This is a genomic window from Nostoc sp. (assembly GCF_036919575.1).
Classification (GTDB): Bacteria; Cyanobacteriota; Cyanobacteriia; order Cyanobacteriales; family Nostocaceae; genus Nostoc.
In genome coordinates this window covers 1-21,503 of the sequence record NZ_JBALBY010000105.1, presented here as the reverse complement: position 1 = coordinate 21,503, position 21,503 = coordinate 1, and the positions used below count along the sequence as shown (strand labels likewise).

The window sequence follows — 21,503 nt, the reverse complement described above, 5'->3', positions numbered from 1 at the left end:
CTCATCTCCCTCATCTCCCTCATCTCCCTCATCTCCCTCATCTCCCTCATCTCCCTCATCTCCCCCACTCCCCACTCCCCACTCCCCACTCCCCACTAAGCACTTTTAACGATGTCGTTGAAATCAATTAATGATATTTTAGGCGTTCTCGAAAAGCAGGCTAAATGGCAGGAGCAACCATTTCAACTTCTGCTCAAGTTTTGGGCAGAAGTTGTTGGCCCAGTAGTTGCCGCACATACTCGACCATTGTCGATTCAGCGCGATGTTTTGTGGGTAGCAACTTCTAGTGCTGCTTGGGCGCAAAACCTGACTTTTGGTCGCTCATCTCTGCTTTTAAAGTTGAATAAAAAGCTGCCAACGCCTTTGGTTGATATTCGCTTCTCTACTGCTAGCTGGCAGAATCCATCTGTGGAGAGAAAACAGCAACAAACGGTTTCAGCCGATGAGCATCCCAGTTACCTTGGTGATGAGATTACCCGCCCTGATGCTACACCCACCAAGGATGTAAATGCTGCTTTTGGGCATTGGGCTAAGGTGATGCGATCGCGATCGCATGGCTTACCCCTTTGTCCCCAGTGTCAATCTCCCACCCCACCCGGCGAACTCCAGCGCTGGGCAGTCTGTTCTATTTGTGCTGCTAAACAGTTTTGAAGGGAATCAATCCTGACCTAAATTAAAAGCAAAATAATTTAGCGATTATTGGTTGAGCAGAATTTATCCTGAACTAACTTGCTGCTACCACATAAAATAGTTCTGATTCTGGAGAAAAAGATATTTTAATCCGACAAATGCCGAATTTGGGATCTAAAGCAGACTATTTATCTTAAATTGTCTAGTTTAAACCATCCTTAAGGAGGAAGTTAAAAGGCTGCATAAATCAAAAACTTGACTTTTAATCTTGATCCCTAATAATTTTTAGTCAAAATCTATATGTAACCACTCTCAAGATTATTGAAATATATAACAAGAATATAAAAATATTCTAAAGTTTATTTTTCCCTTATAATCGCTGAAACCTAGAGAAAATAATCACTTTTTGGCTCTTATCCGTCTTTATACATAGAAGCAGAATAGAAGGGTGAAATGCAGCTTGAAACGAAATTAAAGATAAATCAATATGAAACCGATTAAATTTTTAGCATCTGCCTGTAGATATTGCCGTCATTACCAGCCAGAGGGTCGCCGTGGCGGAATGTGCCAGCAGTTGGGGGCACCTGTTCAAGCAACTTGGAAGGCTTGCTCTTTGGCGCTCCCACCTTTTGCACCTACTTGGGAAACCTTGGAAGATGCTTGGAGTTTGCCAGATGCAGCCCCAGCTTTAACATCTTCTCAATCCCTAGCCTCAGATTTGGATAATGCTGCTCTTGCTCCTGTAGAGGAAATAACTGCCTGTATCTCTTAACAGGTAAAGAGTAAAGCAGTGGTTATTTAGTCATCCATTATTACTGAATTGAGTTTGTAGTTTGCTTAAAATAAGATTTGTTTTTAAGATTTTTAGCTTCAACAGCAGAAGCCCCGCATCTGACCGTCGATAGTAGTGTGGGGATGCCAGACACCTGCGACGGGAAACCCGTCTACAGTGCTGGCTCATGAATGCGAATAAGTTGACGACTGTCTTATTTTTAGATGTGCGTAAGCACGAGAAAAATAAGACCTGGAGGAAATGAACAAATTTAAGTTAAAATAAAATTAATAAGTAGGGGCGGTAGGGCATTCCGTCTCTTTAATAGAGCTACTCGCCTACGCACAGCAATAGCCGGATTGGGTGAGAAGCCCACACTGTGTTGCTTGCAATCAGTAGTGGGAGTATGTCACTGCTGTAAAAGTTGACATCTACAAAAATCGCACCCTTTAGTGAGATGCGATTTTTGCAATTCTAAGGTAACCAAGGAAAAGAGCGAAAATCTGGTGGACGCTTTTCGAGAAAGGCTTGTTTACCCTCAGACCCTTCTTCTGTCATGTAATAAAGTAAAGTGGCATTGCCAGCAAGTTCTTGTAAACCAGCTTGTCCGTCACAATCAGCGTTGAAGGCGGCTTTGAGACACCGAATTGCGATCGGACTTTTTTCTAAAATCTCCTGCGCCCATTGAATACCTTCCGCTTCTAGTTGTTCCACTGGGACGACGCAATTAATTAAGCCCATTTCTAGAGCTTGTTGGGCATCATATTGGCGGCAGAGAAACCAAATTTCTCTAGCTTTTTTTTGCCCCACGATGCGGGCGAGATAGCTGGCTCCAAAACCACCGTCGAAACTGCCGACTTTGGGGCCAGTCTGTCCAAAAATGGCGTTATCGGCGGCAATGGTAAGGTCACAAATCAAGTGTAGAACGTGTCCACCACCGATCGCATATCCGGCTACTAAAGCAATCACGACTTTCGGCATGGAACGAATTAGGCGTTGTAAGTCCAGCACATTCAAGCGGGGAATGCCGGTTTCGTCCACATAACCCGCATGTCCCCGCACACTTTGATCGCCACCAGAACAGAAGGCATATTTGCCATCAGTGTGTGGGCCATATCCAGTAAATAGGACAACACCAATAGTAGTATCTTCACGAGCATCACAGAAAGCATCGTACAGTTCAAAGACAGTTTTGGGACGGAAGGCATTGCGTTTGTGGGGGCGATTGATGGTGATTTTTGCAATGCCATCATTTTTTTGATACAGAATATCTTCGTAGGTTTTGGCAGTTTCCCAGTTAATTTGCATTGGTATAGAGTGCGCTGTTGTGCTTGAGAATTTTATCGCGGTCTGAGGGCGATCGCTAAAATTGGTGTCTCAAGCCTTTACAATCTGGTAATTGTCTGGGTGTTGAGGAATAAAAATGCGACGTGACACCATCTTCTACAAATTATTTAAGCAATTTCCCGGTTTGCTGTTTGAATTAGTAGATGAACCACCTCCAGAAGCGGAGAACTACCAGTTTGAATCAGTTGAGGTGAAAGAAACGGCATTTCGGATTGATGGCGTGTTTTTACCTCCGGCGAATGCAGTTTCCAAAACCGTCTTTTTTGCGGAAGTGCAGTTTCAGAAGGACGAAGACTTATATCACCGCTTCTTTAGCGAATTGTTTTTGTTTCTCTACCGCCACTCTATTCGTTATGATGACTGGTTTGGGGTAATAATTTTTGGCTCTCGCAGTCTGGAACCTTCTTCTTCTTCGATTCACCGCGCTTTGTTGGAAAGTGGTCAAGTCAGGCGGGTTTATCTGGATGAGTTGGGGGATTTGCGACAACAACCTTTGGGATTAGGTTTGATGTTGCTGACAAATGTGACTTCTGAAACTGAAGCAGCGGAAGGGGCGCGGTTTTTGCTGGAACAAGCACGGCAACAATCGGAACAAGCGATAATTGATTTAGTGACGACGATTATCGTCTACAAGTTTTCTAACCTTAGTCGAGAGGAGATTCAAGCAATGTTGGGACTGAATTTGGAAGAACCACGCGCTATTCTGGAAGCGAAGGAAGAAGGACGAGAGGAAGGAAAGATCGAAGGAAAGGTTGAAGGACGAGAGGAAGGAAAAGTTGAAGGAGAAAGAACAATCGTTTTACGACTATTAAATCGGCGGGTGGGTAATATTCCTGATGCGCTTTTGTCCCAGATTCAAGAGTTATCGGTGGAACAGTTGGAAGCTTTAGGTGATGCAATGTTTGATTTCTCTTCTCTTGCTGACTTGTCAGGGTGGTTACAAGGTCAACCAAAAGGGTAAATTTCACCTAGAGACGCAGACAAGAAGAGCGATACCTGCGGTGGGCTACGCCTACGCACTCCGTAAAATAATGATGCCTGCAAATAAAGTTTCCCGAAGTGAAGAAAAAGTGCGATCGCTCGTCCTGGGACTGTTAAAACCACTATTTGGTGAAATTGCTGAGGAACTTTTAGCCAAAATTCAGACATTATCGCTGGAACAGTTGGAAGCGTTAGCTTTGGCGTTTTTGATAGAGTTATGTGTTTTATACTTAAAAAATTGTATCGATTATGGCAATGGAGATTGTCCTTTGATTTCATTCAGTAGCTACAAAGTAACAGCATCTAGGTGGATTACCATATTTGATTCACCATTCTACCCAGATTCTTTAGATGAAGCTAAAATGCTCTACGAGAAAGTTTTGGAGCGTTTCATAGAATTGGTATACGAAGCAACAAACTCTGCAAATTTACTCGAAATTATTACAAAAGAGCCTGATCCTTTACGTATTCAACTTCTTAGAGTATTTCGGAGGTATGTATCACCAGATACGACAGTAGAAATGACCAAGAAAAAACGTAATATTGCCAGTATAATTAACGACTTTGGTGGTAGATTTCGTAGCTTAGAACAGGTTAGAATAAATTTGCAAAATCGTCCTGTACCCGATGAAACTCTGATGGCTCTTCTTTTAGAACAGAGTAAACGGGGACAAAAAGGCTATGACTTGACAGAAGCGTTTTTCTTATGGTTTGACAGAGTATTTGGAAAAAACTATATAATTCAGGGGCCAGTTCGTGCTGGAAAAGATGTAATGCTTAATAAGGTTTTGGATAATTGGGAAGCTCAAACTCCAGCAGATATTTTTATATCTCGATTAGATGGAACCCCATTGGTTGTTGGATTTGCTCGTTATGACTCTGATAGAGGAGGTTCTCAAGAAGATGATCGAACTGGTGGAAATCGAGATAAAGCAACTGATATTCTCAAGTATGCTGATACCTATAAAGTGGCTTTAAAAGTATTTTATTTAAATGATGGACCAGGATTACTAATAGGATCTATGTGGAATGATTACGCTCGTCTAGAAAGCTATGGTACTGGTAAAATAATGGTATGCACTCTGAAAATGCTTGATGATAGATTTACACAAGATTGGCTTGAAAGTTGAGTTTGCTATCCCAATCATCTATTACAGTATCAGAGATAAACTCTAATTCTGGTGTTTCTTCAATATACAAATCTAGACCGCTTCGTAAAATTCGATTTATACCTATTAAGCATTTTTGTTCATATTTAGCAGAACTATTTCCGTTAATGAAGTCACCCATTACTTCTGTTCCTTTAACTAAACGCTGAACTATTGTAGCTATAGCAAGTTGTGAATTATCAATAGCTATCCATTTTCTACCTAACTCTTCAGCTATAGCAGCAGTAGTTCCACTTCCAGCGAATGCATCTAAAACAATATCTCCCTCATTAGACGATGCTAGAATTATTTGTTTGATCATATCTGGATTTTTTTCTGTTGGATAGCCAGTAATTTTAATATTTTGATTGTGAGCATCCTTGAAATCAAGCCAAATATCTTGGACTGAAATACCCTGACTATTATCTAAATAAACTTTTCTTCTTGGGTTTCCTGTTGGTGACCAGTAAATCTCTCCGCGTGCATCCATTTCGTCTAAAGTTTCTGGAGTATATTGCCAGTGTTTACCTTGAGGAGGTAGTATTCCTCTCCAGGGTTGACCTGTTGCACCTTTTCTTACACCTGGTGCATGAACAGGAACTTTCTTATAAACTCTTCCAGTCTCCTTTTCAACATATTGATACTCTTTCTTTGCAGTAGTTTCAGTCCAAGGATTAAAAGGCTGATTCCATATATAATTATCTGTTTTTGTGTAAAATAAAATATAGTCAGCAGTATTTCCGTACTGTTTACGCGTATAGTTTTTTGGGTTACATTTTTTCCTGGTAATCCAATTGCGAAAGTTTTTAGAACCAAAAATTTCGTCCATTATAATTTTAACAGCACAAGCCATCTTGTCATCTAAATGTATATAAATAGAACCTTCATCAGATAAAATCTCTCTTAGTAAAATCAGTCTTTGACGTAAAAACTCTAAGTATTCCGCACCTTCCATTAGGTCGTGGTAAGCATGATCTCTTTGACGAGATTCAAAACTATTTCCTGTCGCATAGGGTGGGTCAATATAAATTAAACTAACTTTCCCAGCGACAGTATCATCGTTCAAAAATGAACTAAGAACTCTTAAATTTTCTCCATATATTAGTCTGTTTCTTGGATGTTCATCTACACTTATCATCCGGTGTAACTTGGCTACCGGAATTCTTAATATATCTTCTCTAGGAATTTTGCCTTCATATTCCAAACGAAAAGGAATTACATTTTGTTTTTTACTCTTACGACTATTTCTACTAGGTATTCCTGTTGCCATTTGAGTTAATATTTATCTTCTATTTGTTTTCTACTTTTATCCCTTTGCAGGAACTCATCTAAGTCTTTTTTTCTGATACGCCAAATTCTTGGACCCACTTTTGTCGCTTTAAGATTATTTGATGATATCCATCTTTGTACAGTTCTTTGGTGAACACGAAGGAATTCAGCCACTTCAATAGTTGTCAAAAACGAAATATCTTCTTCACTCTCATTATTGTTATGTTCTGCATCTTGTCGCATTTGTCGCTAAATTCGCTAGAGTCGTTATTGTACTACTAATTATAATACTTTGCAAGGGTGAGCAGCGTCACTACTTGAAAGGCTTGTGGGAAAGTACTTTTAAATTTGATGCCACAAATGCTATGTTTTTATACTGCTATTCAGCAACAACTAATGAGATAGTTAAATTACAATATCTGCGGCAAACTTCCTTAAATTCTCCTGTCGCCACTTGGCATCAGCTTTACGATTTGCCCGCAACTCTAAAATCCGAATTCCTGTAGGTGGGAGCGGGTTTAATCTTTGCTGCAACTGTTGCCAAGAAGTAATCAATTCATGCTGCACATTATAAGTAGCGCACAACTGAGCAAAATCAATATCTTGGGGAGTGCCAAAAAACTCTTCAAATGGTGGTTCAAACTTGGCAATGGGTAACATTTCAAAGATTCCCCCGCCATTGTTGTTGATTAACACAATCGTCAGATGTCCGACAAACTTATTGCGAATTAAAAAACCATTGGTGTCATGCAACAGCGCCAAATCTCCCGTTAACATCACACTACTTTGCTGGCGATGTGCCATTCCTAAAGCTGTGGATAATGTGCCATCTATGCCATTTGCACCCCGGTTAAAGTGCGATCGCACTCCTAAATTATTCGGTTTCCAGAAATATTCTACATCCCGCACAGGCATACTATTGGCAATAAACAGAGGCGTTTCTGGTGGTAAAATCTGAGAAATTAACCAAGCTGCTTTACTCTCAATGATTTCATCTATTTTCCCCATCGTCTGGTCAACAACTAACCTAACCTGAGTTTCCGCATCACACCATTTCTTTCCATAATCTGAGGAGAAAGATAAATTTCTCTCTTCTACTTTTATATCTTCTACAGATATCCGTAAATGCGTTGTTCTCCCATGCAAAGGGTCGAAGTTTTGATCGCTATTGTCAATTACCCAACGTCGGGGTTGCCTTGCATCTATCCAGTTACGCAGTTCTTTACTCGTAGGCATTTCACCCACCTGAATCACCATTTCGGGCGCTAGCTGCTTTGCTAGTTGCTGATTTCGCAAAATCAGGTCATAGGTGGAAATCAAATAAGGGTTGAGTTCGGCATAATTTCTCACTGGGGAAAGTCCCTCAGCTAGCACCGGCCATTGGAGAGTTTCGGAAAGTTGCGCGATCGCTCTACAATATTCCTGTGGTTGCAACGGTTGGGCAACACCTGCGATAATAATGCCGCGATCGCATTCTTTCCATTGTTGGGGAATGGGGAATGGGGCATGGGACATGGGGCATGGGTTTGCTATTTCTGCGAAGAAGTCTTCTGAGTGAAACTGTGATTGCAAATAACTCAAGTCAGTTCCATCAGGAACAGGCGCTAAAGGATCGCGAAAGGGAATATTCAAATGTACTGCACCCTTTGTAGGAGTTTGCGTTCTTTCCCAACTATGAATTACCGTTTGTCGCAGGTAAGCTAGGATTCCCATGTCAGGGGAGGGTAAAGCTAACTCTGTTTGCCAATTTGGGTAGTTTCCATATAATCTCAATTGATCTACAGTTTGCCCAGAGTGACAATCTCGCAATTCTGGCGGTCTATCGGTGGTTAATATCAACAGTGGTACGCGACTATATGAAGCTTCAATGACTGCGGAATAAAAATTTGCCCCTGCTGTACCAGAGGTGCAAACAAGTACCACAGGGCGTCCGGTTGCTTGAGCTTGTCCCAAGGCAAAAAAGGCGGCGGAACGTTCATCGAGAATGGAAATCGCTTCAATCTCAGGTACTTGTTGAGCAAAGGCGATCGCTAAGGGTGTAGAGCGTGAACCAGGACAAATGATAGCACAAGTCAATCCCAGGCGCTTTAGTGTCTCTGTTAAAATATAAGCCCAAAGTTGATTAACATTTTTAAAGGCGAGCGGTATCAAATCAGACATAGCTATAAAAAATCTGAAATTTTAGATTTTGTCTAAGGAAATTCAATTTAAAATCCATCTGGGAAAGAAAATCTCCAAACAAGCTTGTTCCACTTTCTACAAAATTCACAATTTGCTCTCAAACTCTTATGGATTGCATTCATTTAACGGGAATTCGCGGCTATGGCTACACTGGGTATCTACGAGAAGAACAGGTGCTAGGGCAATGGTTTGAGGTGGATGTCAAGTTATGGTTGGATATCTCCACAGCGGCCAAGACTGACGCGATCGAAGACACTTTAGATTATCGCAGCGTCATTAGCTTGATACAACATCTGCTGAAAACGTCTAAGTTTGCTTTGCTGGAGAAATTGGTAGCAACGATCGCAGATTCTATTCTCCAACAATGCGATCGTGTAACACAAGTCCAAGTCATTCTGAGCAAACCTGCCGCACCTATCCCAGACTTTAGTGGCAAAATTAGCATTGAACTCACTAAAAGTAAGTCCAATCTCTAAAGCACAAAACGACTAAAAAATATTTTTTCAATATGATTGTGGGGTGGGCATCTTTCCCGCCCTGATAATGCAAGTTGTATACTTAACAGCTTACTCACAATTCCAAATTTAAGACAGTTTCAGACGCTCTCTACGAGACGCTACGCGAACGCAAACTCGCTATTCTGGCTCCTGACTTCTGAATTCTGTTTTTAAACTCTTTAGTTCCAGATAATTATTAATTTGTATTCGGAGAAAAATGTTTATATTTTGGAAAATCAGTTTTTGATTGCTGATAATTACATCGTAACTTATATTTGATCTTAATTACATGATATTAACTGCATGAACTAATCAGAATTAGCTTTGACAAACACAAAAATTATCGGAGGTTAATAACATGATGTTATTTGATCCTTAGTTGAATATTTAGATCGGGCAAACGCATCTAAAGCATAAGAATTCTTTAATAGTAAGCCTTTGGGCATTGGCTATTTTTTTCATCAAGATTCTTGTCCAGCAAATGTTTCAGAAATACCGTGTATTTGCCCTGGTATTTATGTGAAACAAGAACATAGGTAGTTAGAGATTGTTTATGATAAGAGAATGACTTTTCTATCGAGTTAACACTCACAAGAAAAATTTGAACCTTAGCAAAGAGGTTATCGTAACATGTTCAGCTGCAAAATCCTAGTTGTTGAGGATGAAAAAATCCCAGCCTCAAATATTAAAAAAAGTTTACAAAAACTAGGTTACTCTGTTTCAGAAATAACTAAGTGTGGTGAAGAGGCAATAAAAAAAGTAGCAGAAACTCATCCACATTTAGTATTAATTAATATCTGCCTAGCTGGGGAAATTGACGGTTTACACGTAGCGGATATTATCGAGAATCACTTCCATGTGCCTGTAGTATATCTAACAGAGGGTTCGGAATATAAAACATTACATAAAAATCATCTAAGTGAGCCTTTTAATTACGTAGTCAAACCATTTATTGAAAGTGATTTACATTTTGCGATTGAAATGGCTCTATACAACTATCAGAGCAAAAAGATATTACACGAAGAAAAACACAGGCTGGGGGCAATTATTAACAGTATGGGGTGTGCAGTGATTGTGACATATACAAATGGTTGTATTCAAATGATGAATCCCATAGCAGAACTAATCACTGGTTGGAAGCAAAGTGAAGCCTTCGGTAAAGATTTAGTAGAAGTCGTTAACTTAGTTGATAAAGATGGAGGAGAAACAATTAAAAATTTAGCCATACATGTAATCAAAACAGGTGAAATTTTAAATTTACCAGAAAACTCTACACTGATTACCAAAGATGGCAATGAAATAGCGATTGGGGATAATGTTGCACCCATCCGCGATCAAAATGGCAATATTACTGGCTCGGTTTTAGTTTTTCAAGACATCACTAAACGTAAGCAGACAGAAGCGGAACTGATTCACAATGCGTTTTATGATGGACTGACAGGATTACCCAATCGGGTTTTATTTTTAGATCGGCTCACACAAGCAATTGAACGTAGCAGACGCCGAAGCGATTATTATTTTGCAGTTTTATTTTTGGATTTAGATGACTTCAAGAAGATTAACGATCGCTTTGGGCATGGAATCGGGGATGATTTTTTAGTAGCGATCGCTAGACGTTTAGAGTCGTGCTTACGCAGTGCCGATACTGTAGCACGATTTGGTGGTGATGAGTTTACTGTTCTGTTGGAGGATATCAAAGATATTACCGACGCCACCAATTTTGCCAAACGTATTCAAGACTCGTTGCGATCGCCACTTAACCTCAATGGACATCAATTATCTGCGACAGCCAGCATTGGTATTACTTGGAATTTTAGAAATTATGAGGAGCCTGCAACTTTGCTGCGGGATGCTGATATTGCGATGTACAGAGCTAAACGGCAGGGAAAAGGGACTTATGCCATATTTAATTAAGGATGGAATATGCTATAGCCGCTACTAAGTACAGAACACCACAAAAAGGGTATGGAATTTAATCATTCGTAGGTTGGGTAGAACTTTAGTGTTACCCAACATCAAGTCTCAATATTTCCGAACCCCTTTTACAGTGACGTGTACTAAGGTGTATCACACACAACCGAGAAGCCCTATAAGTCTGTCATGGAAAAAACCGAAAAACAGAAAATGCTCGCAGGCGAATTATATCTGGCGGAAGATCCAGAATTGGCTGCCGAAAATAAACGAGCTAGTCGTCTGTTGCGAAGTTATAATTCTACAACCGAAGAACAGCAAGAGCAACGGCAGCAAATTTTACAAGAATTATTTGGAAAGATCGGTAATAAAGCATCAATTGTGCCACCCTTTCACTGTGATTATGGCAGTAATATTTATGCTGGCGACAAACTATATATGAACTATGGCTGCGTGATTTTAGACTGCAATACAGTTCATATTGGTGAAAATGTTTTGTGCGCTCCTTATGTACAAATTTACACTGCTTATCACCCAACAGAGCCGGAAATTCGCCTTTCTGGTAGAGAATTGGCTGCCCCAATTAACATTGGTAATAATGTCTGGATTGGTGGCAGTGCAATTATTTGTCCTGGTGTAACTATTGGTGATAACACAACCATTGGTGCTGGCAGTGTAGTTGTCAAAGATATACCTAAAAATGTTGTCGCTGCTGGCAATCCCTGCCGCGTCATTCGCTATTTGTCCTAGAATTTAAAACTTATCAAACAGAATTCAGGAGTCAGGAGTCAGAATTCAGAATGAATTCTGAACGAAAAACCTAATATCATGTCCGGCTAAATACTTGTCATTACGAACGCAGCGATAGCGAAGTGAAGTAATCGCAGAGTCATTGCGATTGCTTCGTTTCACTCCGTTCCACTCGCAATGACATATTGTAACTGATTAAGCGGACTTGATATAACCCCCTAACCGACGCTCTAAGGGGAAAAATTCAAAGTCTCTCTCCTTTTAGGAGAGAGATTTAGAGAGAGGTCATCCAAAAAACCGCTTGTGAATGACAAGCGGTTTGCTAGTGGTTGCCCTCAACGGGGAACTTATTTGTTGTTTGTTGCGCCAAGATGTAAAGCTTTTTCTTAACGCTAAAACGCGAAATTTTTCAGAGATTAAACAAGTCTCAAATCAGGATAATTTGCCAAGACATCATCAGATGTGAGGGTATCATTTTCAGCTTGCGGAGTCCAAAGAACTTCAATTGCCAGAAGCTTTTCGCTAGGAATACTACCAATTTGCCGCAAAGCTTGACGCAAATCATCAGCACTGTTAATCGCTGTGGGGATTTCAAACTTACCTAATGTCGCCGCCAGCAAGGTGACGATAATGTATTCACCAGGGCCTTCGGTAAATAAGCGGGTGGGGTTGTCGAGTTCACCAGCCTGGGGTAAAGCATCTTTGGCAAGGGCTGCTTTTAGCTGGTTGTTGACATTAGAAAGAGTTTCTTCGCTAAACTTGCTGCGTTCGGCCAGTGACAGGCGATTAAATTGACTTTCAGCTGAATTTAAACTGGCTTGTTGAGTGCCACCACCTGCATATACAAAGTATTCGGGATGGCGGAGTAAAGCTAGGCTGGCTTCTTGTAAAACTTCTGCTCTTCCCTCTGGGGTATTAGTATCAGCAGTTTCAGCAATGTGGTTGAGTTCATTTTGCAATTGGCGGGCTTGAGCTAACAAACCAACTTGCAAACGAGTTACAGAAACAGGAGAGTTGCTGCTGTAATCGGCTTCACCCGTTTCACCACTGGAGACGCGGCGGAAAGTTTGCAATAAGAAATTAGCGATCGCCAAGAAAATTAAGATGGTAAATATACCACCAAATCCTCCTCCAACACCCCAGAAGGGAATTAGGAAGGGAAAGCCAAAGCCGCCACCACCAAAGCCACCACCAGGATAGTATCCGCCCCCACCAGGAGGTGCATAGGTGCGCGGTGTATAGGTGCGACTGGAAGGCGCTCTAAAGGAGCCACCACCGATCCTACCCCCACTGCGGGCTGCTAATGCTCCATCGGCGTGACCAAGAGCCAAAGCTAACACCAGCACTAGGGCTAAGAAGGTTTTTAACAGAGGTTTGATGGTTTGTTGTAGTTTTTTACGCATAATACAGTCGCTTGAAAAACAGAATTTTTTATGATTTCTCCCCATGCTCTTAGGAGTATTGCGGTATGTGGCTAACGCCAGCCCGTAACAAGCAAGCGAGTTTGTCGCATTCACGTAGCATTTACTCTTAAAGGCTACATATTCAATTTACCGCGTCTGATGTTGGCTAGGGTGCGATCGCAGGGGGGATTTCTCGACTGGGGAACCGTACCTTAAGATATGTTCATCATCACACAAATTTGCGATGTCTACGACGGGCTACGCCAACGAGAAATTGTTGCGATGTCTTAGGACTAGCACTTTCAGACTACAGTTTTGAATTATACAGATTATTTTAATTTTTAGTGATTATTTTGACTAATTTTTTTAATCAGCTGTTGCGCCTTTAATTTGCAGTAATATTTTTTCAACATGGTTGTGGGGTGGGCAACATGAGCGCCCTGATCATGCAAGTTGTATACGTAACAGCTTATTTCATCCTACTTATTTTGTTATCAGGTGGGAGGATATTTTTAACTTCTGAACAACATTTACTACATCTAGCAGCTTTGTACTTACGTATGCACAACAGGCTAGCAAGTGTCCGTGATCCCCATCAGTAATACCAGCCAGACACCAGATAACGATCAAATACTTATCCAACTTTTTGGCATTTTGGCACAAGAGTCTAGAGTATTCAGGATATTCTAGTGAACGTAGCTCAATTTCGTAATTTTCCCAACAGTTGTTCACTGAGCAATTTGGCTACAAGTGCGAGCTTTTATTGTTTATCATGCACAGAAATTCTCAAGTAGTGAGAATTTTGCAGAAAAAATAAAATTAACAGAATAAAAAAACAATCTTCTTGGCTAATCTTCTAAAATAGCCTTCAAATTTGTCTACCAGATTCGTTTTAAAAGAAATAATATAATAAATATGGCTTTGAAAGTAATCCTAATTGTCAATAAATTAACAATTATTTGAAATGTCCTCATCAACTTGATTATGGAACATATTTCTCAACTAACAGCCGAAATCAGAGACAAAGCTGCATACCCAGATATCCTAGTCATATCCCGGATCTTCCTGCCGAAAGAAGCTGTAATTGGGGAATATATCTACGATCGCTGTCTCCAAGATCCAGAACGAGTTATTGTGCTAGCGGCTGGTTGCTCAGGAGATAAAGTCTTTGACGAAGGTCAACAGTTTCCCGTGTATCGCTGGTCTTATCCGAGATTCTGGCGTAGTGGCTGTATAGGAAGTATCCTGAAGCCTTTGGTCAATATCGTCTGCTCATTTGTCCTAGCAATCAAACTCTATTTTCGCTATCACTACCGTTATATAGAGTGGGGTCACGGCTATGACTTCCCTTCACTGTTGCTATTGAGCTATTTCCTACCTATTCGCTTTTTTATCTATCTGCACGGCAATGATCTGCTTTCTACTTTACACAATCCCGTGCTGCGATCGCTCTTTAAACTAACACTCAAACGAGCCGAAGGTATTGTTTGTAACAGTTCTTATACACAAGACTATCTCAGAACTGCTTTGCGATTAGATACCCCTACCCACGTCATCAACCCAGTAATTAGACCAGAAAAATTTGGTAATAATGTCGCAAGTCCAAGTAGCCTTGATGATTTACGTGTTCGCGTGCGTCAGACATACAACATTCCCGAAACAACAATAGTTATTCTTTCGGTAGGAAGGCTAGTAAAACATAAAGGTTTCGACCAAGTGATTGATAACATCCCACTATTGCTAACTTTTGGGGTCGATGTCCACTATATAATCTGCGGTCAAGGAGCTTGTGAGTCGGAACTGAAATCTCTGGCGCATCGTTTGCGGGTAGATAAGCGCGTACACTTTGCCGGATATGTGCCAGAGCGGGAATTAGCAGGTTATTATGCAGCTTGTGACATATTTGCCATGCTGACTTTATTAGATACGAAACCTAATAATATGGAAGGTTTTGGTATGGTTTATTTAGAAGCAAGTTACTTCGGTAAACCTGTAATTGCCCCTCGTTTAGGCGGTGTTCTAGACATAGTTCAGCATGAGGAAAATGGCATACTAGTTAATCCTAATTCTGGTTATGAAGTTTTTCAAGCTTTCAATCGATTGTGCAAAGACCAGCAACTACGTGAGAAACTTGGCCGCAAAGGTAAAGAATTAGCCAAGCGTAGAACCCTTCACCGATCGCTTTACAAATCAGACGGGAGAAACGCGATTTTGTGAACAACGAGATCCCCGACTTCTCTAAGAAGTCGGGGATCTGAGTCCAATTTATGTCCCTGGCTTACCTCACCCTCAATCCCTCTCCGATATATTGGAGAGGGAAGCTAGATACAGGATCAAGTTTTGCATTTTGCATTTTATTTAATCCACGTTCCTTAATTACGAATTACGAATTACGAATTATTTAACTACCCACCACCAACAATAGTTACCACTTCTAAGCGATCGCCTGGTTGCACTTTTGTTTGCGTCCAAAACTGGCGGTGTAAAATTTCGCCGTTATACTCCACAGCCACCAAGCGAGGGTTAAAACCCAACTGTTGGAGCAAGTCGGGTAAGGGACTTTGAGATGAGCAACTATGGGTTTCCCCATTTACCTGAACGGTAATCTCATTAGACATAAGCTATGTGGGGAGTGGGGAGTGGGGAGTGGGGAGTGGGGAGTGGGGAGTGGGCAATTGGTTATTCACTAATGACTAATGACTAATGACTAATGACTCTTTTAAAGTTCTGGTTTAATGCGATTGAGTTGGGAAAGCAAATATTGTGTCACAAGAGTAGGCTGTTCGGCTTGGATGAGCGATCGCACCACCGCTACACGTTCGGCTCCGGCATCAATCACATCATTGATATTATTGGCATCTATTCCCCCAATGGCAAACCAGGGAATTGAGCAATTTTTGGCAGCATAGCTGACATATTCTAAACCTGTAGCTGCCTTACCTACTTTCGTGGGAGTTTCATAAACTGGCCCTACGCCAATGTAATCTACACCTTCAGCAATTGCTGCTTGCATTTCTTCTTTATTTGTGGTAGAAAGACCGATCAAACGCTGGGAGCCAAGTAATTGCCGAGCAACAGCAATAGGCATATCTTGTTGTCCCAGATGCACTCCATCTGCATTGACAGCTAAAGCTACATCCACGCGATCGTTAACGATGAACAAAGCACCGTAGATATGGCATAACTGCCGTAATTTTCTCGCTTGTTCCAGACGCAAAGAATCATCGGCGGTTTTGTCGCGGTATTGTAAAAGCGTTAATCCACCTTTGAGTGCAGCTTCGACGGTGTTCAACAAAGTTTCACTAGGGGAAGTCACAAAATACAGACGCGATCGCCGCAACAATTGATGGCGCTGATGACCCATTAAACTACTTTCTAGGGTATAAACTTGATAACGCATCTGTTTACAAGCTTTAGACATATTAGGCAGGGTTAGCTTGCTGTATTCTTCCAACACCCGCAATGCTTCTTCTATGCGGCAAAAGTTAGCTTGCAATACCGATTTTATACTAGCCCGTTGTTCTTCCTGGGGATGGGTTAACTCAGTCCCCGGATCGCCTGGTGTATCTCGCGCCGCCCGCAATTCTGAGGTATGCCACTGGGCTAGCTCTTGTCGCAGACGCTTGCATTCAAGAGACAACTGGGCATTATTCAATCCAAACCGACACCATTCTTCAATAATTCGCAAGCCCTCACGAGCGCGGTCTAAATTGGCATCTAAAATGCGGTAGACAACCTGCTGTATTTGCTCTTTTTGGCTGTATGGCTCGACCATTACAACAACCCCGTTAGTGCTTTCATCAAAATGTGAATTATCATAAGTCCTAGTAAGCATAAGTTAATGAATTTGCTTTTTTTTACTCAATTTTTACTAAATCTACGCAAAACAACGTGTTAGTCAGGGTTACGCTATTATCCCATGTTCCTATAAGCAGCGATCGGGGTAGTTTGAGGCTACAGTTTTGCACTAAGATTAGTCAAGTATTTTACGCTAAACCATAAGCTTACAAAGAACTGGCAAAAGCAGATACACCATTTCATTAATTTGTAGGGAATTAAATTTGGCAATACCCTGCATTGTGAATGCGTTGGCTTGCATTGTTTATGCATCTCAATGCAATGCCAATGCAATACGCTTCGGTTAAGGCAAGAGACGCGATGAATCGCCGTCTCTACAAAGGACTGATTATTGTAAAGACGGCGATTTATCGCGTCTTTGCGATTAGCGGCGTGTTATCAAAAAACCTTATCCGAACCGTATTGGATGCCATGCATTCCCTTGGAATGTTAATGTCTTCTCCTGTATTAAAAACGCTACGTTTTTACGTAAAACTGTACTAAGTCTTTGAATATCAAGCAATTAGCTACAATTACTCAACTGCCTAGAGCTAAACCACTTCCTAAGTTAGCTGTTTTAAATATCGCCAATCGGTCAATATGTGAGTAATATTATCGGCATAATGCTTTTTAAGAGTATAAGAATTTATTCTTATTTATAAGGAGTTGTGTTAAATATGATTCCCCCTCGTGTGTTTCCTAAGTACCGTAAAGTAGATGTTCAGCTTGCAAAGCTGAAGTTTCTGGAATCAGCAAGGCTTTTATTTTTTCGTTTTTCAGTATTTACCATAGGCATGGGAGCGGCAAGTATGGCGTTCCTGGGTACTAGCTTGGGTAGGGCGTTAGCGACGCTCGCCGAAGGCATCGCTCAGATTCCATCCACACCAAATTCAGCGCCTCTGGGTAACAAAACAATTTCTCAGGTTAAGGTGTTGTTTGTCAACCCAAGTGTCGGTGATGACAGCAAAGGCAATGGCAGCGAATCCGCTCCTGTGAAAACAATTACCCAAGCGTTGCGATTAGCGTTAGCCAATACTATAATTATGCTCTCCACGGGCACTTATAGCGCCAACACAGGAGAGATATTCCCTTTAATGCTGAAACCGGGTATTTCAATTCAAGGCAACCCTAGCAATCAAGGTAAGGAGATTATCATTCAGGGAGGTGGTGATTACCTAAGCCGGAGCTTTGCTGGTCAAAACGTCACAATTGTGGGAGCAAACCAAGCCTTGCTAACTGGGGTGACGGTGACAAACCGTAATGGACGTGGTTACGGTTTATGGATTGAATCTAGTAATCCGATAGTCACAGAAAATACATTTACTGGTAGTACCCAAGATGGCATTTCCGTCAGTGGTAACGCTGCACCCACCATTAGCAAGAATTACTTCGATCGCAATGGAGCCAATGGCATGACAATTGCTGGTAACTCCCATCCTCAAGTCAAAGAAAATGTCTTTCAGCAAACGGGTTTTGGGATTAATATTGCCCAAAATGCCGCTCCTGTAATCATCGGCAATCAAATTCAGAACAATAGAACGGGAATTGTGGTGCAAGCAAATGCCCGCCCGATTTTGCGGAATAATTCTATTCAAAATAATAAAGAAGATGGTTTAGTTGCGATCGCTCAAGCAATGCCAGATTTGGGTAGTGCATCCAAACCTGGGGGTAATCAATTTCAAAATAATGCTCGCTACGACATTAACGCCAGCGCTGCTAAACAGATGATTTCTGCTGCTGGTAATAACCTTGTGAGCGATCGCATCACTGGCAAAGTAGATATTAAGGGTACAATAGCACTAGCAGCCCCAACTTCTCAACCCGCCCCTGTCCCCAAGAATGTGTTAGGAGAAATACCACCAACTGGGGAAATCACCTTCTCGGCTCCCAAAATCTCTGAAACTACCAACGGGCAAACTAGCAACAGCATTTCAGCAAATAATCCTGTTTCTAGACAATTAAACAGTCAACTGCTGCCATTGTTGCCAGCCAGTATACCAGTTTCCTTGCCGATATCCAATCAACAGCAAGCCACCTCTAAAGTTGCCGGTTTTCCTACTCCTAGCAGCTTGTCGGCTAGACAAATACCAACTGATACTCAAATTGCAACTTCCAGTCCAGCAGAGTCACCTGATCCGCCACAGTTGAATTATGTGCGGATCGATCCCAATACAATTGACTTTACGGCTCCTGAGTATCCATCCAATTCAGTTGCCCAAGCACAGCAGCCATTACCAATACTAGAAGCTGATCCCCCAAATGCTTCAGCACTTTTACCACTTCCTGTTCGCAATATCCCCATTGATAATACTCGCAATCTGCCAACAAGGTCTGCAACTATGCCCGATGACGGGAACTCTGCGACACAGTTCGGTGTACGTTATCGCGTAGTAGTTCCACTCCTCACTGAGCGGGATAAAGATTTAGTGCGATCGCTTGCTCCTGGTGCGTTTCCCACAGTTTGGCAAGGTCAAAGAGTTATGCAAGCAGGAGTATTTAGCAGTGCATATAACGCTAAAGAAATGCTCAAAACACTCTCTAAAAACGGTTTAAGAGCGATTATGGAGCCGTTGAATTGAGTAGGGAATTGGGCACTTGTACTGAGCTTTGCCGTTGGCGCAGCCTCTCGTAGAGAAGTATGGGGCAAAAGAGGCGGAGGATACTTTCACGCTTCGATCGCCCCGGAATTCAAATAGCATAGAACCAGATAACTACAAGACCGCACTATGACTCCACAACTCGAAGCTGCGATCGCTGCCATCCAACTGCTCTCATCTACAGAACGTCAACAACTGCTGCAAATCCTTACCCAAAGCAATTCATCCTCACACTCTCAAACCGATCTTAAAAATCTCAGTAATCAGTTTTGGCAAGACACCACGCTCAAGCAGCTACTCGCCACCCAGACCCCTATCACCGTTCATAACCTCAAATATCTCGCTGCTGACTTTTGGCCTGAAGAAGACTCCATCGAGGATTTTCTCACCTTCCTGCGACAGCAGCGCTAAGAGGCGATCTAAGCAAACTGCCATGAGTCTTCTCCTCATTCGCCTTAAGAGAGCGATCGCTTTTCTAATGTGGAAGAGGCGATCGCTCTTTTAGTCAAGGGGGTGAGATCGCGGTTAGGCATAAGTTGAATTAGCGATCGCGTTCAGTACCCATCATGATGGTTTCTTAAATTTTAGTGCGTTTGTGCGATCGCTATCAGTCTTTTCAGCGGAATTTATAATTGACAAAAGCAATGTCATCCTAACTTGTCACGAATGAACCGATTTAATTTTATTCAATGGTAAAAGGTATGGAACCGACCATCGAACAACTTAAAGCATTCTTTGACTTTTGTGTTCGGGCTAGTAATTTGTTTAGAGATATAGCATTGGTTAGATTTGATGAGAGGACAAGCCGAATCGTGATTTTGATGGGCGAAACCATCCAAGTAGAAATTCTTAGTAATGGGGAGAACATTATCCGATGACAGACTATTTAACTCTTAATGAGCAAGAATTAAGACAATATGTGATATCAAACCCCCAGGATGAGGAGGCATTTCAGCATTACCTCAGCATCATGAGAGCGAAACCGGGGGTAGTGGTCAGCACTCCAGAACAATTAGAGGCTGAGTTAAAACGACGTATTAATCAAGCTAGTTAACATAGAACCCGTTACTGACATTCTAGTAACGGGTTTTTTTCAATTTAGCAGCTTGACTCAATGTGAATTTTGGGACTTGCCTTTATTCAGCAACGCCGATATTGCGGCGATCGCACACCCATCTGCGCTGATTTGGCGACTTGCGTGTTGCAGTCAGCCTAGCAAATATGAAGGTCAGATCCTTTTCATTCCTTTTTTTGATTGTCATTGGCGATCGCAGGTCAAAATAAAATCAATCGACTTGAGAGAGCGATCGCAGGTCAAAATAAAATCAATCGACTTGAGAGAGCGATCGCAGGTCAAAATGAAATCAATCGCCTTATACCAATTTAATGTGAAGTTGCACATATCTAGATCCCCCTAAATCCCCCTTAAAAAGGGGGACTTTGATTCTTTTCCCCCCTTTTTTAAGGGGGGTTAGGGGGGATCGAATTCTATGCAGCTTTATAAAGAATTGGTATTAAGAGAGCGATCGCTTTTCTAATGTGGAGGAGGCGATCGCGGTTTCATCAAAGCAACAGATAATTTATAATTTTTTTACTACACTAGCATTAAGTATAATTATCGCCCAACAATTTCAGATTTTTACGGATAGTGGCTGTACTGGGATGATCTACTCCTAAGCTAAGTTCAGCAATTGATAATGCTTTTTTATACAGTGGTTCGGCTTCGCTGTACCGTCCTTGGGATTTGTAGAGTAGAGCCAGGTTGTTGTAACTGGAGGCGACATCGGGATGCTCTTCTCCCAGCAGCCGTTGCCTGAGTGATAATGCTTTTTTATACAGTGGTTCGGCTTCGCTGTACCGTCCTTGGGAATTGTAGAGTAGAGCCAGGTTGTTGTAACTGGTGGCGACATCGGGATGCTCTTCTCCCAGCAGCCGTTGCCTGAGTGATAGTGCTTTTTCATACAGTGGTTCGGCTTCGCTGTACCGTCCTTGGGAATAGTAGAGAAAAGCCAAGTTGTTGTAACTGGAGGCGACATCGGGATGCTCTTCTCCCAGCAGCCGTTGCATGAGTGATAATGCTTTTTCATACAGTGGTTCGGCTTCGCTGTACCGTCCTTGGGAATTGTAGAGAAAAGCCAGGTTGTTGTAACTGGTGGCGACATCGGGATGCTCTTCTCCCA

23 protein-coding genes are annotated in these 21,503 nt (G+C 41.8%); 13 read left to right on the top strand and 10 right to left on the bottom strand.

What is annotated here, in order from left to right; genetic code table 11:
• Positions 1 to 111 precede the first annotated feature (111 nt).
• Positions 112 to 651: a DUF721 domain-containing protein gene (locus V7K27_RS26340; protein ID WP_334951229.1), complete on the top strand. Its 540-nt coding sequence runs from the start codon at positions 112 to 114 to the stop codon at positions 649 to 651.
• 466 nt (positions 652 to 1,117) lie between these two features.
• Positions 1,118 to 1,402, top strand: coding sequence for a hypothetical protein (locus tag V7K27_RS26335; RefSeq protein WP_334951227.1), 285 nt, complete (start codon positions 1,118 to 1,120; stop codon positions 1,400 to 1,402).
• Between the two features lie 474 nt (positions 1,403 to 1,876).
• Here the strand turns inward: V7K27_RS26335 and menB are convergent, their stop codons facing one another.
• Positions 1,877 to 2,710 carry a 1,4-dihydroxy-2-naphthoyl-CoA synthase gene (gene menB / locus V7K27_RS26330; protein WP_334781851.1) on the bottom strand — a complete coding sequence of 278 codons (834 nt, stop codon included), beginning with the start codon at positions 2,708 to 2,710 and terminating at the stop codon, positions 1,877 to 1,879.
• Between the two features lie 115 nt (positions 2,711 to 2,825).
• On the opposite strand from menB, the gene V7K27_RS26325 reads away from it, so the two are divergent.
• Together V7K27_RS26325 and V7K27_RS26320 are read left to right on the top strand one after the other, a co-directional pair.
• Positions 2,826 to 3,710, top strand: coding sequence for an Rpn family recombination-promoting nuclease/putative transposase (locus V7K27_RS26325; RefSeq protein WP_334951226.1), 885 nt, complete (start codon positions 2,826 to 2,828; stop codon positions 3,708 to 3,710).
• Complete coding sequence (locus tag V7K27_RS26320; protein ID WP_334951224.1) at positions 3,652 to 4,860, top strand: DUF4351 domain-containing protein; 1,209 nt, start codon at positions 3,652 to 3,654, stop codon at positions 4,858 to 4,860. Before V7K27_RS26325 ends, V7K27_RS26320 begins: the two co-directional genes overlap by 59 nt.
• Here the strand turns inward: V7K27_RS26320 and V7K27_RS26315 are convergent.
• The 3 genes from V7K27_RS26315 to menD form a co-directional block, all read right to left on the bottom strand.
• On the bottom strand, positions 4,835 to 6,148 hold the full coding sequence (locus V7K27_RS26315) for a site-specific DNA-methyltransferase (RefSeq protein ID WP_334951223.1): 1,314 nt from the start codon (positions 6,146 to 6,148) through the stop codon (positions 4,835 to 4,837). The genes V7K27_RS26320 and V7K27_RS26315 overlap by 26 nt on opposite strands.
• 5 nt (positions 6,149 to 6,153) lie before the next feature.
• Positions 6,154 to 6,390 (bottom strand): helix-turn-helix domain-containing protein, encoded by a 237-nt coding sequence (locus V7K27_RS26310; protein WP_334951222.1) that lies wholly within the window; start codon positions 6,388 to 6,390, stop codon positions 6,154 to 6,156.
• 162 nt (positions 6,391 to 6,552) lie between these two features.
• Positions 6,553 to 8,307 carry a 2-succinyl-5-enolpyruvyl-6-hydroxy-3-cyclohexene-1-carboxylic-acid synthase gene (gene menD, locus V7K27_RS26305; RefSeq protein ID WP_334951221.1) on the bottom strand — a complete coding sequence of 585 codons (1,755 nt, stop codon included), beginning with the start codon at positions 8,305 to 8,307 and terminating at the stop codon, positions 6,553 to 6,555.
• A gap of 128 nt (positions 8,308 to 8,435) precedes the next feature.
• On the opposite strand from menD, the gene folB reads away from it, so the two are divergent.
• From folB to V7K27_RS26290, 3 genes are all read left to right on the top strand, one after another.
• Positions 8,436 to 8,804: a dihydroneopterin aldolase gene (folB, locus tag V7K27_RS26300; protein WP_334951220.1), complete on the top strand. Its 369-nt coding sequence runs from the start codon at positions 8,436 to 8,438 to the stop codon at positions 8,802 to 8,804.
• Between the two features lie 651 nt (positions 8,805 to 9,455).
• Entirely contained in the window at positions 9,456 to 10,739 is a 1,284-nt protein-coding gene (locus tag V7K27_RS26295; RefSeq protein WP_334951219.1) for a GGDEF domain-containing response regulator, read from the top strand.
• A gap of 186 nt (positions 10,740 to 10,925) precedes the next feature.
• Positions 10,926 to 11,486, top strand: coding sequence for a sugar O-acetyltransferase (locus V7K27_RS26290; RefSeq protein ID WP_334951218.1), 561 nt, complete (start codon positions 10,926 to 10,928; stop codon positions 11,484 to 11,486).
• A 416-nt stretch (positions 11,487 to 11,902) separates the two neighbouring features.
• Here the strand turns inward: V7K27_RS26290 and V7K27_RS26285 are convergent, their stop codons facing one another.
• Complete coding sequence (locus V7K27_RS26285) at positions 11,903 to 12,889, bottom strand: DUF1517 domain-containing protein (RefSeq protein WP_334951216.1); 987 nt, start codon at positions 12,887 to 12,889, stop codon at positions 11,903 to 11,905.
• Positions 12,890 to 13,873: 984 nt separating this feature from the next.
• Here V7K27_RS26285 and V7K27_RS26280 point away from each other — a divergent pair.
• A complete protein-coding gene (locus tag V7K27_RS26280; RefSeq protein WP_334951214.1) occupies positions 13,874 to 15,106 on the top strand; it encodes a glycosyltransferase family 4 protein in 1,233 nt (410 codons plus the stop codon).
• Between the two features lie 188 nt (positions 15,107 to 15,294).
• Here the strand turns inward: V7K27_RS26280 and thiS are convergent, their stop codons facing one another.
• Together thiS and V7K27_RS26270 are read right to left on the bottom strand one after the other, a co-directional pair.
• Complete coding sequence (thiS, locus tag V7K27_RS26275; protein ID WP_334951212.1) at positions 15,295 to 15,507, bottom strand: sulfur carrier protein ThiS; 213 nt, start codon at positions 15,505 to 15,507, stop codon at positions 15,295 to 15,297.
• Between the two features lie 101 nt (positions 15,508 to 15,608).
• Positions 15,609 to 16,664 carry a thiamine phosphate synthase gene (locus V7K27_RS26270; RefSeq protein WP_334951210.1) on the bottom strand — a complete coding sequence of 352 codons (1,056 nt, stop codon included), beginning with the start codon at positions 16,662 to 16,664 and terminating at the stop codon, positions 15,609 to 15,611.
• 308 nt (positions 16,665 to 16,972) lie between these two features.
• Here V7K27_RS26270 and V7K27_RS26265 point away from each other — a divergent pair, with 308 nt between their 5' ends.
• The 5 genes from V7K27_RS26265 to V7K27_RS26245 all read left to right on the top strand — a co-directional run bounded on the left by V7K27_RS26265 (position 16,973) and on the right by V7K27_RS26245 (position 20,377).
• A complete protein-coding gene (locus tag V7K27_RS26265; protein ID WP_334951208.1) occupies positions 16,973 to 17,230 on the top strand; it encodes a hypothetical protein in 258 nt (85 codons plus the stop codon).
• 173 nt (positions 17,231 to 17,403) lie between these two features.
• Positions 17,404 to 19,305 (top strand): DUF1565 domain-containing protein, encoded by a 1,902-nt coding sequence (locus V7K27_RS26260; protein WP_334951206.1) that lies wholly within the window; start codon positions 17,404 to 17,406, stop codon positions 19,303 to 19,305.
• Positions 19,306 to 19,452: 147 nt separating this feature from the next.
• Positions 19,453 to 19,734, top strand: coding sequence for a hypothetical protein (locus V7K27_RS26255; RefSeq protein ID WP_334951204.1), 282 nt, complete (start codon positions 19,453 to 19,455; stop codon positions 19,732 to 19,734).
• 290 nt (positions 19,735 to 20,024) lie between these two features.
• Positions 20,025 to 20,201 carry a DUF6888 family protein gene (locus tag V7K27_RS26250; RefSeq protein ID WP_334951202.1) on the top strand — a complete coding sequence of 59 codons (177 nt, stop codon included), beginning with the start codon at positions 20,025 to 20,027 and terminating at the stop codon, positions 20,199 to 20,201.
• The gene (locus tag V7K27_RS26245; protein WP_100899738.1) at positions 20,198 to 20,377 is read left to right on the top strand and encodes a DUF6887 family protein; all 180 of its coding nucleotides are present in this window, start codon (positions 20,198 to 20,200) and stop codon (positions 20,375 to 20,377) included. Before V7K27_RS26250 ends, V7K27_RS26245 begins: the two co-directional genes overlap by 4 nt.
• 82 nt (positions 20,378 to 20,459) lie before the next feature.
• Here the strand turns inward: V7K27_RS26245 and V7K27_RS26240 are convergent, their stop codons facing one another.
• From V7K27_RS26240 to V7K27_RS26230, 3 genes are all read right to left on the bottom strand, one after another.
• Complete coding sequence (locus tag V7K27_RS26240) at positions 20,460 to 20,585, bottom strand: hypothetical protein (protein WP_334951200.1); 126 nt, start codon at positions 20,583 to 20,585, stop codon at positions 20,460 to 20,462.
• Positions 20,582 to 20,725, bottom strand: coding sequence for a hypothetical protein (locus tag V7K27_RS26235; protein WP_334951198.1), 144 nt, complete (start codon positions 20,723 to 20,725; stop codon positions 20,582 to 20,584). The genes V7K27_RS26240 and V7K27_RS26235 overlap by 4 nt, the downstream gene beginning before the upstream one ends.
• Before the next feature lie 203 nt (positions 20,726 to 20,928).
• Positions 20,929 to 21,503 (bottom strand): tetratricopeptide repeat protein (locus V7K27_RS26230; protein ID WP_334951196.1); only part of this gene is annotated, 575 nt, incomplete at its 5' end.

Bases quoted from the DNA above. Each gene is read 5' to 3' on its own strand.
- V7K27_RS26340 (WP_334951229.1), top strand. From the start codon at position 112: ATGTCGTTGAAATCAATTAATGATATTTTAGGCGTTCTCGAAAAGCAG.
- V7K27_RS26335 (WP_334951227.1), top strand. From the start codon at position 1,118: ATGAAACCGATTAAATTTTTAGCATCTGCCTGTAGATATTGCCGTCAT.
- menB (WP_334781851.1), bottom strand. From the start codon at position 2,710: ATGCAAATTAACTGGGAAACTGCCAAAACCTACGAAGATATTCTGTAT.
- V7K27_RS26325 (WP_334951226.1), top strand. From the start codon at position 2,826: ATGCGACGTGACACCATCTTCTACAAATTATTTAAGCAATTTCCCGGT.
- V7K27_RS26315 (WP_334951223.1), bottom strand. From the start codon at position 6,148: ATGGCAACAGGAATACCTAGTAGAAATAGTCGTAAGAGTAAAAAACAA.
- V7K27_RS26310 (WP_334951222.1), bottom strand. From the start codon at position 6,390: ATGCGACAAGATGCAGAACATAACAATAATGAGAGTGAAGAAGATATT.
- menD (WP_334951221.1), bottom strand. From the start codon at position 8,307: ATGTCTGATTTGATACCGCTCGCCTTTAAAAATGTTAATCAACTTTGG.
- folB (WP_334951220.1), top strand. From the start codon at position 8,436: ATGGATTGCATTCATTTAACGGGAATTCGCGGCTATGGCTACACTGGG.
- V7K27_RS26295 (WP_334951219.1), top strand. From the start codon at position 9,456: ATGTTCAGCTGCAAAATCCTAGTTGTTGAGGATGAAAAAATCCCAGCC.
- V7K27_RS26290 (WP_334951218.1), top strand. From the start codon at position 10,926: ATGGAAAAAACCGAAAAACAGAAAATGCTCGCAGGCGAATTATATCTG.
- V7K27_RS26285 (WP_334951216.1), bottom strand. From the start codon at position 12,889: ATGCGTAAAAAACTACAACAAACCATCAAACCTCTGTTAAAAACCTTC.
- V7K27_RS26280 (WP_334951214.1), top strand. From the start codon at position 13,874: ATGGAACATATTTCTCAACTAACAGCCGAAATCAGAGACAAAGCTGCA.
- thiS (WP_334951212.1), bottom strand. From the start codon at position 15,507: ATGTCTAATGAGATTACCGTTCAGGTAAATGGGGAAACCCATAGTTGC.
- V7K27_RS26270 (WP_334951210.1), bottom strand. From the start codon at position 16,664: ATGGTCGAGCCATACAGCCAAAAAGAGCAAATACAGCAGGTTGTCTAC.
- V7K27_RS26265 (WP_334951208.1), top strand. From the start codon at position 16,973: ATGCGTTGGCTTGCATTGTTTATGCATCTCAATGCAATGCCAATGCAA.
- V7K27_RS26260 (WP_334951206.1), top strand. From the start codon at position 17,404: ATGATTCCCCCTCGTGTGTTTCCTAAGTACCGTAAAGTAGATGTTCAG.
- V7K27_RS26255 (WP_334951204.1), top strand. From the start codon at position 19,453: ATGACTCCACAACTCGAAGCTGCGATCGCTGCCATCCAACTGCTCTCA.
- V7K27_RS26250 (WP_334951202.1), top strand. From the start codon at position 20,025: ATGGAACCGACCATCGAACAACTTAAAGCATTCTTTGACTTTTGTGTT.
- V7K27_RS26245 (WP_100899738.1), top strand. From the start codon at position 20,198: ATGACAGACTATTTAACTCTTAATGAGCAAGAATTAAGACAATATGTG.
- V7K27_RS26240 (WP_334951200.1), bottom strand. From the start codon at position 20,585: ATGACAATCAAAAAAAGGAATGAAAAGGATCTGACCTTCATATTTGCT.
- V7K27_RS26235 (WP_334951198.1), bottom strand. From the start codon at position 20,725: ATGTGCAACTTCACATTAAATTGGTATAAGGCGATTGATTTCATTTTG.